General features: G+C 71.0%; 6 protein-coding genes. 4 read left to right on the forward strand and 2 right to left on the reverse strand.

Annotated elements, in window-relative coordinates; translation table 11 throughout:
* Positions 1-67: 67 nt before the first annotated feature.
* Positions 68-1,699 (reverse strand): PfaD family polyunsaturated fatty acid/polyketide biosynthesis protein, encoded by a 1,632-nt coding sequence (locus tag AB0M20_RS12485; protein ID WP_364297384.1) that lies wholly within the window; start codon positions 1,697-1,699, stop codon positions 68-70.
* Positions 1,700-1,785: 86 nt separating this feature from the next.
* Between AB0M20_RS12485 and AB0M20_RS12490 the strand changes: the two genes are divergently transcribed.
* Both AB0M20_RS12490 and AB0M20_RS12495 read left to right on the forward strand, forming a co-directional pair.
* The gene (locus tag AB0M20_RS12490; RefSeq protein WP_364297386.1) at positions 1,786-5,163 is read left to right on the forward strand and encodes an AMP-binding protein; all 3,378 of its coding nucleotides are present in this window, start codon (positions 1,786-1,788) and stop codon (positions 5,161-5,163) included.
* On the forward strand, positions 5,153-6,529 hold the full coding sequence (locus AB0M20_RS12495) for a DHA2 family efflux MFS transporter permease subunit (protein WP_364297388.1): 1,377 nt from the start codon (positions 5,153-5,155) through the stop codon (positions 6,527-6,529). The genes AB0M20_RS12490 and AB0M20_RS12495 overlap by 11 nt, the downstream gene beginning before the upstream one ends.
* On the opposite strand, the gene AB0M20_RS12500 is transcribed toward AB0M20_RS12495, so the two are convergent.
* The gene (locus tag AB0M20_RS12500; RefSeq protein ID WP_364297390.1) at positions 6,516-7,331 is read right to left on the reverse strand and encodes an SAM-dependent methyltransferase; all 816 of its coding nucleotides are present in this window, start codon (positions 7,329-7,331) and stop codon (positions 6,516-6,518) included. The two genes, AB0M20_RS12495 and AB0M20_RS12500, sit on opposite strands and share 14 nt — an antisense overlap.
* A gap of 335 nt (positions 7,332-7,666) precedes the next feature.
* On the opposite strand from AB0M20_RS12500, the gene AB0M20_RS12505 reads away from it, so the two are divergent.
* Together AB0M20_RS12505 and AB0M20_RS12510 are read left to right on the forward strand one after the other, a co-directional pair.
* Entirely contained in the window at positions 7,667-8,347 is a 681-nt protein-coding gene (locus AB0M20_RS12505; RefSeq protein WP_364297392.1) for a hypothetical protein, read from the forward strand.
* Between the two features lie 59 nt (positions 8,348-8,406).
* The coding region (locus AB0M20_RS12510) for a GAF domain-containing protein (RefSeq protein WP_364297394.1) at positions 8,407-9,887 on the forward strand (1,481 nt) is incomplete at its 3' end.

Consider the following 9,887-nt stretch of genomic DNA (forward strand, 5'->3'; position numbering starts at 1 on the left):
GTCGTGTCGCGCGCTCCGGGCATGAGTGCGGCGAGCCCCACGACGGCGATCGGATCCATGTCTCTCCTCAGGCCAGCAGACGTGGACGCGGGGCGAAGGCCGACCCGGGCACCGGGACGCCGTAGGACCGCAGCTGGTGGGCGCGGGTCACCATGGCCGCGCCTTCGAGCAGGTTGAGGGCGATCTGTACGACCGTGCGCCGTGCGGGCTGGGCGAGCGGGCTGCCCGCCGTCCACCGGTTGAACGCGCCGATCGCCGGACCGCACCAGATCTGGTAGTCCGTCAGCCGGTCCGGCTCCCCCGTGATCGCCCACCGGCTCGACAACCCCAGGTAGGAGCGGAAGACCAGGGCCATCCGATGACGGGGATCCCGTTCGGCCCGGTCGGCCTCGCGCGGGTCACGGCCGAGCCAGAACCGGCGGGTCTGCTCCCAGCAGTCGGCGAAGGTGCTGCGCAGGACGTCCTTCTCGAGTCGCTCGCGCGTCGCGTCGGGGACGTCCTCCAGCGACCGGTGGGCCAGGTAGGTCTCGTAGAGCTGACCCGCACGGGCCGCGAACAGGGTGCCACGCCGCAGCACCTGCACCTTGATGCCGTACTCGAACATGTCGGCCGCGGGCGCCATCGCGACGTCGGCCAGATCCGCCTGCGCGAGCAGGCCTTTCGCCGCGTCCGACAGCCCGGCCTCGCGGGAGAGCTGGTTGATGGTGCCGGTCACGACGTACGCGGCCCCGGCGGCGAACGCGGCCGCGACCCCGGCCGGGTCGCCCAGGCCACCGGCGGCCCCGACCCGGATCGGCCGGGAGTACCCGTACCGGAGGGTCAGCTCGTCCCGCAGCGCCCTGATCACCGGGAGCACGACGGCGAGCGGACGGTTGTCGGTGTGGCCGCCGCTGTCCGCCTCCACGGTCACGTCCTCGGCGAGCGGCACGCGCGCCGCCAGGCCGGCCTCGTCCCGCGTGATCTGCCCGCGCTCGACGAGCCGGCGCAGGATCTCGGGCGGCGCCGGGGACAGGAACCTCGCGGCGACCTCGGGGCGGGAGACCTTGGCGAACAGCTGCCGGGCGCGCGCGACCCCGCCGTCGACGCGGGAGTCCGCGCGCAGCCCGGCGACCGCGCACCGGACGACAGCCGCGGTCGGCTCCATGTAGGCGGACGCCGACACCTTGGGCACCTCGGCGCGTACGAGCAGGTCGACCAGGCGTTCCTCGTGCCCGGGTTCGGCCGGCGAGTGGATGAGATTGACTCCCCAGTTGTCCCGATCGGGCAGGCTGCGGCGCAGTTCATCCACGGCGCGCTCGACGGCCGGCAACGCGAGCCCGGCGGCTCCGAAGAATCCGAGCATCTGCGCGCGGGCCATCGCCACCACCGAGGCGACGGTCGCGACGCCGTTGGCCATCTCCCCGGCCACGTACGGAAAACGCACGCCGTGGCTCTGGTTGAACGACCTGTCGCCGAGCCACTCGGGGTAGAGCGGGGGCAGCGCACCGATCAGCTCGTACCCCGGGTCCGTGCCGGCCGGTGCGATCAGTCGCCCGCCGAGTCCGAGTCCGGGCTCGCGGCCCGGCCGATCCCGGACAATGTGGACCGGCTCGCGGAACCGCCGGACACACTCGAGAATGTCCGGACGCTCCCCCGGTATCCAGCGCAACGCGGGCGTCGGTGCGACGCTCGCGGCACGAACCGGGACAGACGCGTCCACCACTACACTTTCCCCCCGTAGGCCTGCTCCGGGCATTGTCGATGCTATACAGATCGAGCCACTCCCATCCCTCCCCGGAGTCACTGATGACCGCGAGCCTGCTCACCACAATGGTCGAGCGCCTCGACGTCGCTCCCCGGGCGTCCCTCTACACGTTCCTCGATCGACACGGGAAGGAGATCGACTCGGCCGACTGCGGGGAGATCGTGAGGCGTGCGGCCGGGACCGCCGATCTCCTCCGGACGGCCGGGGTGGGGCCCGGCGATCGCGTACTCCTGGTCTTCCCGCCTGATGGCCTGGAGTTCGTCGCAAGCTTCTTCGGCTGCATGCTGCTCGGCGCGATCGCGGTTCCGGTGGTCAGCCCCGATCCGAGACATCTCGATCGGGAGCTGCCGAAGCTTCGTCACGTCGTCGAGGACAGCGGCGCGCGGGTCGCGCTCACCCATGCGAAATACCGCGCGCTCGCGACCCTCGCGTCCGTGACGAGCCGCCTGCGCGGCCGCGAGAAGTCGAGCTGGCCGGCGCTCTCGTGGCTTCTGTCGAATCGGATCAAGCGCGCGGAGCCGGGAGAGGCCGCGGCCGCCCTCGCCGATGCGGCGAGCCGGTTCGGCCCGGACGACATCGTGTACCTGCAGTACACCTCGGGTTCGACGTCGGCGCCCAAGGGCGTGATCGTCCGCCATCGGAATCTCTCGCACAACCTCGAGCTGATCGCGCGCAACACCCGTGTCGACGGCGCGTCGGTGCTGGTCGGCTGGGTGCCGCTGTTCCACGACATGGGGCTCGCCGGCGGGATCCTCAACGCGATGTACAGCGGCGCGCGCTGCATCGCCTTCTCCCCGATGACCTTCCTCGCCGCGCCGCGCCTCTGGCTGGAGGCGATCGACCGCTATCGCGGCACGCACATCGCCGGGCCGAACTTCGGCTACGACTACGTGCTGCGCGGCCTCCGCGGCGGCGAGGCGTTCGATCTCTCGTCGCTGCGGGCAACGCTGCAGGGCGGTGAGCCGATGCTCCCGGCGACGATGGACCGCGTCGAGGCCGGGCTCACGCGAATGGGCTTCGACCCGGCGTCGTTCTGCAACGTCTACGGCATGGCGGAGGCCGTCCTGTTCGTGTGCGGCCAGGTCGACGGCGGGCCGACGCTGCTCCGCGGGGACCGGGCCGTGCTGGATGGCGACGGCAGGATCGTCCCCCCGGGACCGGGCGCACCCGTGGTGACTCTCGTGGGCAGCGGTGTCCCCGACGCGGAGCTGGGCGTATCGGTGATCGCCGTGGACCCCGACACGCGACGGCCGCGGCCGGCCGGCGCCGTCGGCGAGCTCTGGGTCGCGAGCCCGAGTGTGTCGACCGGCTACTGGGGACGGACCGATGAGGAGAACGCGGCCGTCTTCGCCGCGCGCCCGGCCACCGACGACGGGCGGCGTTACCTGCGCACCGGTGACCTCGGGGTCATCGGCGACGACGGTGAGGTGTTCATCTGCGGGCGCCTCAAGGACCTGATCATCATCGGCGGTCGCAACATCCACCCCCAGGACCTGGAGGCCGCAGTGGTGGCGGCGGATCCGATCCTGCGGCCGGGCAACGCGGTCGCCTTCGGCGTGCGGGTGGACGGTGCCGAACGGGTCGTGGTGGCCGCTGAGCTGCGTAAGAAGGTCCTCGAGAGCAGGGAACCCGTCCCGGTTGATCGGGCGGTGTCGGCGATCCGCGCCGCGGTAGCCGCCCACTGCGGCGTGCAGTGTCACGAGGTCCTGCTGGTGAAGCCGGACAGCCTCCCCAAGACGACCAGCGGGAAGCTGCAGCGCGGGGAATGCAGACAGCGATGGACGACCGGCGCGCTGCTCTCGTCGGCGCTCACCGGACAACACCGGCCGGGGACCCCTTCGACGATCGAGAAGATCGACGACGCGGGGTACGTTCTGCGGCTGCTGCAAACCGAGGTGGCCGCCGTGGTGCAGTCGGCCGGTGCGGACGACGTGCCGGTGGACCTGCCACTGCGCGATCTCGGCTTCGACTCGCTCGGCTTGATGGATCTGGCCAAGCGCATCGAGGACCGGACCGGAGCGCGCGTGTCACCGGCGAGCGTCGACGGCGAGACGACCCTGCGGGCGATCGCGACCTCGGTCGTGCGGCAGTTCGCCGGCGCACCCTCCGAGCCGGACGAAGCGACCGCGCCGGACACGGCCGACGTCCCGTTCAGCGCCGCGCAGACCGCTGCCCTGCACCGGGGGCAATGGAACTGGTGGAACCGCGCCGTCATGCTGGAGGTCCACCGGCGGCTCACGCCGGAAGACCTTCGCCGCGCCGCGTACGCGCTGGTCACCCGGCACGAGGCGCTGCGGCTCCGGATCCGCCGGGCCGACGGAGGCTTCATCCAGCGCTACGGCGCCATCGAGGACAGCTTCGCCGTCGAGTCGGTCACGGTGCACGAGGCCGCCCTCGTACCTCTGCTCAATGAACAGCATCGCCGCCTCGACCTCGAGAACGGCCCGGTGATGCGCCTCCTCCTGGTCGAGGTCGGCGCGGAGCAACGCCTCTTTCTCACCGTCAACCACCTCGTGATGGACGGCGTCACGCTGGGCATCCTCGTCGACGACCTGGACCGCCTCTGCGGGCAGCCCGCCGCACTGCCGCGGGCGTCGGCGCGCTTCGAGGACTTCTCCCGGTGGATGAACGACTTCGCGCGCGGGGATGCGAACGCCGATCGGGATTTCTGGTACGAGCAGCTCGACGTCCCGCCCCCGGCCGCCTACGACTCCCGGGTTCATCCGGGCATCACGATGAAGGATCTGGCGTTCGCCCGCCAGCACCTCAGCCCCGACGAGACGCGCGCGCTGCGAAACGTGCGGATAGGCGGCCCGGACGGCCGGCGCGCGCCGATCGCGACGACGCTGCTCGCGGCGCTGCTGCGGACCGCCCAACGCCGGTGGAGTTGCGGTCGTCTCGTCATCGAGCTGTCCAGCTCGGGGAGGCAGACGGCGGTGCACGGTCTCGACCTGTCGCGGACGGCCGGCGACCTGCCCTGCAGCTTCCCGCTCGCCTTCGACGACAGCGCCGCCCAGAGCCGGGCGGAGACGTTGACCGCCGTGGCCGAGCGGCTCGCCCGCGTCCCCTCCGCGGGCCTGTCGTTCGACGCGCTCAAGTACCTGGGCGACGATCCGGGTGTGCGGAACCGCATCCTGGACGCACCGGCTCCGACGCTGTGGTTCAACTTCCAGGGGGAGGTGCCGGCGCGGAGCGGCAGCGGCCTCTTCTCGCTGCGTGAGTCTCCGCTCGGCGACATGTGGGATCCGGAGGGCGGCCTGCGTCAGCCGCCGATCTACCTCGAGTGCTCGATCGCCGGGGGGACCACACGCATCGTCTGGGAGTACGCGGCGCAGCACCTGAACTGGTCGGGCGCGGAGATCGACGAGTGGACGACCACGTTCGCGGACGAGCTCGCCGGCCTGCGCCTTGGCCGGTGAGAGGAAGCGGTCGGCGCTGCTGATCGCCGCGGTCGGGCTGCCGGCGTTCATGGTCCAGCTCGACAACCTCGTCGTCACGACGGCGATGCCGGCGATCAGGTCCGCGCTCGACGCCTCGGTCAGCGACCTGCAGTGGATCGCCGACGCCTACACGCTCCCGTTCGCGGCGCTGCTGCTGCCCGCGGCCGCGCTGGGCGACCGGTTCGGCCGGCGGGCGGTCTTCCTGGCCGGCATCGCCACGTTCATCGCCGCCTCGGCCGCCTGCGCCCTGGCCACGACGGCCGGAGCCCTGATGGCGGCGCGGGCCGTGCAGGGGGCGGGCGGCGCCGTCGTGGTGACGTTGTCACTCATGGTGCTGGTGACGTCCGTGCCGCCCGGGCAGCGCGGGGTGGCGATCGGCGTCCTGAGTGCGTTCAACGGCCTCGGCATCGCGATCGGACCCGTACTCGGCGGGGTCGTCGTGCAGAGCCTGCACTGGACCTGGATCTTCTGGCTCAACGTGCCGGTGGGCCTGGTGGCGATGGTCCTCGCCGGTGTGCTGCTGGCCGAATCGCACGGGCCGCCGGTCCGCCTCGACCCGGGCGGCATGCTCCTGCTCTCCGCGGCGATCTTCGCGTTGGTCTGGGGTGTGGTGCAGGCGCCGATCCACGGCTGGACCTCCGGCCGGGTGCTGAGCGCCATCGGTGGTGGTGCGGTGCTGGCCGCCCTGTTCACTGCGTGGGAGCTGCGCGCCCGGTCCCCGATGTTGTCGGTCCGGCTGTTCCGGTCCAGCGCGTTCAGCCTGGTCAACTCGCTCGCGTTCACGTTCAACGTCGGCGTGTTCGGTAGCATCTTCCTGCTCGCCCAGTTCTTCCAGGTCGTCCAGGGCCACGGCCCGTTGCAGGCGGGCCTGCGGACCCTCCCCTGCTCCCTGGCTCCCCTGATCGCCGGGCCGGCGGCCGGGCTGCTGGTGAATCGGTGGGGCGCAGTCCGGCTGATCCTGGCCGGTCAGGCGATGGTCGTCGTCGCGTGCTGCTGGATGGCCGCGGTCTTCTCCACCGACGTCGCGTACTCAGTGCTCGCCGGGCCGTTCCTGCTGGCGGGGATCGGGCTGGGCGTGAGTTACCCGCCGATCAGCACGCTGGCGATCGACGCCGCACCACCCGACGCGGAGGGCATGGCGATCGGCACCAACAGCATGGTCCGCGAGCTGGGGGTGGCCGTCGGCGTGGCGGTCCTGGTCTCGATCTTCGCCTCGACCGGCGCCTACACGCGGGCCGAGTTCGTCGACGGCCTGACCCCGGCCCTGTTCACCGCGGCCGCGATCGTGTCGGTCGGCCTGGCCCTGGCCGCGTTCCTCCCCCGATCGCGAGTCAGCGTGTCTTGATTCCGAGCCCTCCGTACTGCGGCATCTCCCGATCCAGGTATTGGGTCAGTGAGTCCGGACGCCACTGGGGCAGTGGCACGACACCCGGCGCAATGAGGTCCAACCCATCGAGGAAGCGGGCCAGGTCATCGGGCGCGCGCAGCGTGATGGGCGTGGCGCCACTCTCGTTCCAAAGGCGTGCCGCTTCATCCATCTCCGGGCTGGGAACGCTGCTGGCAACCCCCACGTAACTCCCCACCGGCAATGCATTCCGCAACTGCTCCACAATCGCGTACACACCCTCGTCATCGCGCACGAACTCCAGCACGCCCAGCAAGGTGACCGCGACCGGCTGGTCGAAGTCCAGAATCTGCCGTGCCGGCGTCAGAATGGCCTCCGGCTCACGAAGATCAGCGTCGATGTACTGGGTCAGCCCCTCTGGCGTGCCGACCAACAACGCCCGGGCGTGAGCCAGCACCAGCGGGTCATTGTCCACATAAACGACACGACAATCGGGTGACACACCCTGCGCGACCTCATGTGTGTTGGCGGCCATCGGGATCCCGGTTCCGATGTCCAGGAACTGCCTGATACCCGCCTCGCCGGCCAGAAACTTGACCATCCTGCCCAGGAACTGCCGCTCGGCCCGCATCACAATGGGCAGAACAGGCGAAATCTTGGCAACCTGGTCGGCAACCGCTCGATCCGCGGCGAAGTTGTCCTTACCTCCGAGCCAATAGTCCTCAACACGAGCAGGGTGGGGAACACCCGAATCGAATCGCGCCGTCGAACTCGGACTCGAACCGTCAATCGCCTCAGACACAAGATCACCCCTCGTCAAGTTGCACAGACTACGCCGGCGAGGCGCTCCGATATAGACGCACAAGCCTCGCCGGAGCGTCCTGCGAACCCTATCCTCGCGCGGCAGCCTGCGGGCATCACCCTCGGCCTCACGATCTTGTGATGGGCGTGGACGGCATCATCACGAACTACCCGAATCGGGTGGGCGCCATCATGGCCGAACGCGGCCCGCGGCTCCGCCGGTCAAATCAGCCGCACTCGGGACGCGGCAGGACACCGCTCCCATGACCGCGGGACCCCCGAGAGACCAACGTGGGGTCAGCGGCGACCGACGCCGCAGTAGGCGAGGAGTGCACCATGAAGATTCTGGACAGGTACGGGGCGCTGACCGGGGCGGCGTACGTTGTGTTGATCATGGCCGGCAGCAGCATGAGCACCGACGCCGGCCCACCACGGAACGGCTCCCTCGGCCAGCAAGACATCGACCACCTGCATTGGCTTGCCAGTAGCACGTCGGGTCAGGTCGGAGTGGTGCTGGAGCTGCTCGGCTTCGCCGCGTGGATGCTGTTCATCGGCTATCTGTGCAGCCGGGTGCGGGCCGGCGGCTGGCTCGCCACGGCGGCACTGACGGGAGGCATCGTCTCGGTCGCGGTGAAGGTGACGTCCGCTGCGCCGATACTCACCGCATATCTCCTACGGGACGAGCTCACCCCCCAGACCGCACGGCTCCTCACCGCCATGAACGGACTCGCGTTCGGAGTTGACTGGTTGCCCGTCGGGTTGTTCGTCGCATGTGCATCGGCGGCGGCGCTGGCGACCCGTACCCTGAGCCGGGTCCTCGGCTGGGGTGGTGTGGTCGTGGGTACCGTGACCGTCATCAGCACGGCGGTCACGGGCGTGCACCTGGATGCCGGCAACCCCCTGCCGTTCCTCGCCTGCCTGCTGTGGATCCTGGTGATCAGCGTCCGGCTGGCGATCCACCGGGTCCCGAGGGTGGCGCCCCCGGCGACACCGATTCCGACGCCGGTCGCGACCTGACTACTTTGCGTCTTCGCCGCAGCCTTCCGCGCCGGCCCGGGACCCGTCACCATGACGCTGTGGACGCCGTGACGGAATCCCGGGCCGGCTGGGCCGCGGCCGGCCTGTCGGCGGGCATCGTCGGGTTCTGGCTGATCCTCGGCGGGCTCGGCGATCTGAGCACGCAGGAGGACTTCGTCGGCAACGTGTATCCCAACATCGTGTTCGGGTTGGCGTTCCCGCTGGCCGGCGCCCTGATCCTGGCTCGGTTGCCCGGCCACCGCCTCGGCCGGCTGTACTGCCTGTGCGGTCTGGCGGCCGCGCTCACCCTCGCGACCCACTCGTACGCCCAACGCGGCCTGGTCGACCGGCCGGGGTCGCTGCCCGGAGCGCTCGGCGCGGGATGGGTGTCGTCGTGGGTCTGGGTGTGCGGCCTGATTCCGCTGCTGACGTTCGGGGTGCTGTGGTTCCCGGACGGCCGGTTGCCGTCGCGGCGCTGGTGGCCGGTGCAGACGCTGGCGGGGCTGGTGCTCGGCGCGGCCGTGTTGTCGGCCGCGCTGCGTCCCGGCCCGTTGGAGAACCATCCGGTCCGCGACAACCCGCTCGGTCTGCCGCTACTCCGTTCGTCGTTCGACGCTGTCGGGACGGCCGTACAGCCGCTGTTCCTCGTCGCCGTGATCGGCGGCTTCGCGTCGCTGGCTGTGCGCTACCGGCGCGGGTCGTCCGGCGAACGCGACCAGCTGCGCTGGCTGCTGATCGCCGTGGGACTCCTGCTTGTCTCCTACGCCCTCGTGAGCCGCCCGGCCGTGGCGGTCGCCGGGAGCTTTCTCGCACTGGTCGCGCTCCCGCTGCTGCCGCTGTCAGTCGGTGCGGCGGTGCTGCGGCGGCGGCTGGACGGCGTCGCCGTCGCGATACGCCGGTCGCTGATCTACGGCTGGCTGCTGGCCGCGGGACTCGCCGGATACGCCGCTGTGGTGCTCGTCTTCGACGCCGTGTTGCGCGGTCGCGCTCAGCCGTTGGTGACCCTCGCCGCGGCCGGCGCCGTCGCCGTGCTCTACCAACCGCTGCGGCTGCGTCTGGAGAAGTCGGTGGACCGGATGCTGTACGGCGACCGCGGCGACCCTTATGCCGTGCTGACCCGCCTGGGTCGCCGGTTGCAGGCGGCCGGCTCGGCCGAGCAGACCCTGCCCGAGACCGTGGAGACCATCGCCACGGCGCTGCGGCTGCCTTATGTCGCGGTGGAGCTGCTCGGTGACACACCGGCGCGACCCACCGCAGCTCACGGCACCTCGAATCATCCCGAGCCCGTAGTCATCACGCTCCGCCACGGCGGTGAGGCGGTCGGCCGACTGGTGGTCGCCCCCCGCGACGCCCGCGACGATCTCTCGACGGCCGAACGCCGGCTGCTGGACGACCTCGCCGGTCATGTGGCCGTGGCCGCCCATACCGTCCTGCTCGACCGTGCCCTGCGACGGTCGCGGGAGCGGCTGGTCGTGGGCCGCGAGGAAGAGCGGCGGCGGCTGCGCCGCGACCTGCACGACGGACTCGGCCCGACCCTGGC

The organism is Actinoplanes sp. NPDC051633 (assembly GCF_040681735.1).
Lineage (GTDB): Bacteria > Actinomycetota > Actinomycetes > Mycobacteriales > Micromonosporaceae > Actinoplanes.

Excerpts from the sequence above, each read along its gene's own strand:
- AB0M20_RS12505 (WP_364297392.1), top strand. The coding sequence starts at position 7,667 with ATGAAGATTCTGGACAGGTACGGGGCGCTGACCGGGGCGGCGTACGTT.
- AB0M20_RS12490 (WP_364297386.1), top strand. The coding sequence starts at position 1,786 with ATGACCGCGAGCCTGCTCACCACAATGGTCGAGCGCCTCGACGTCGCT.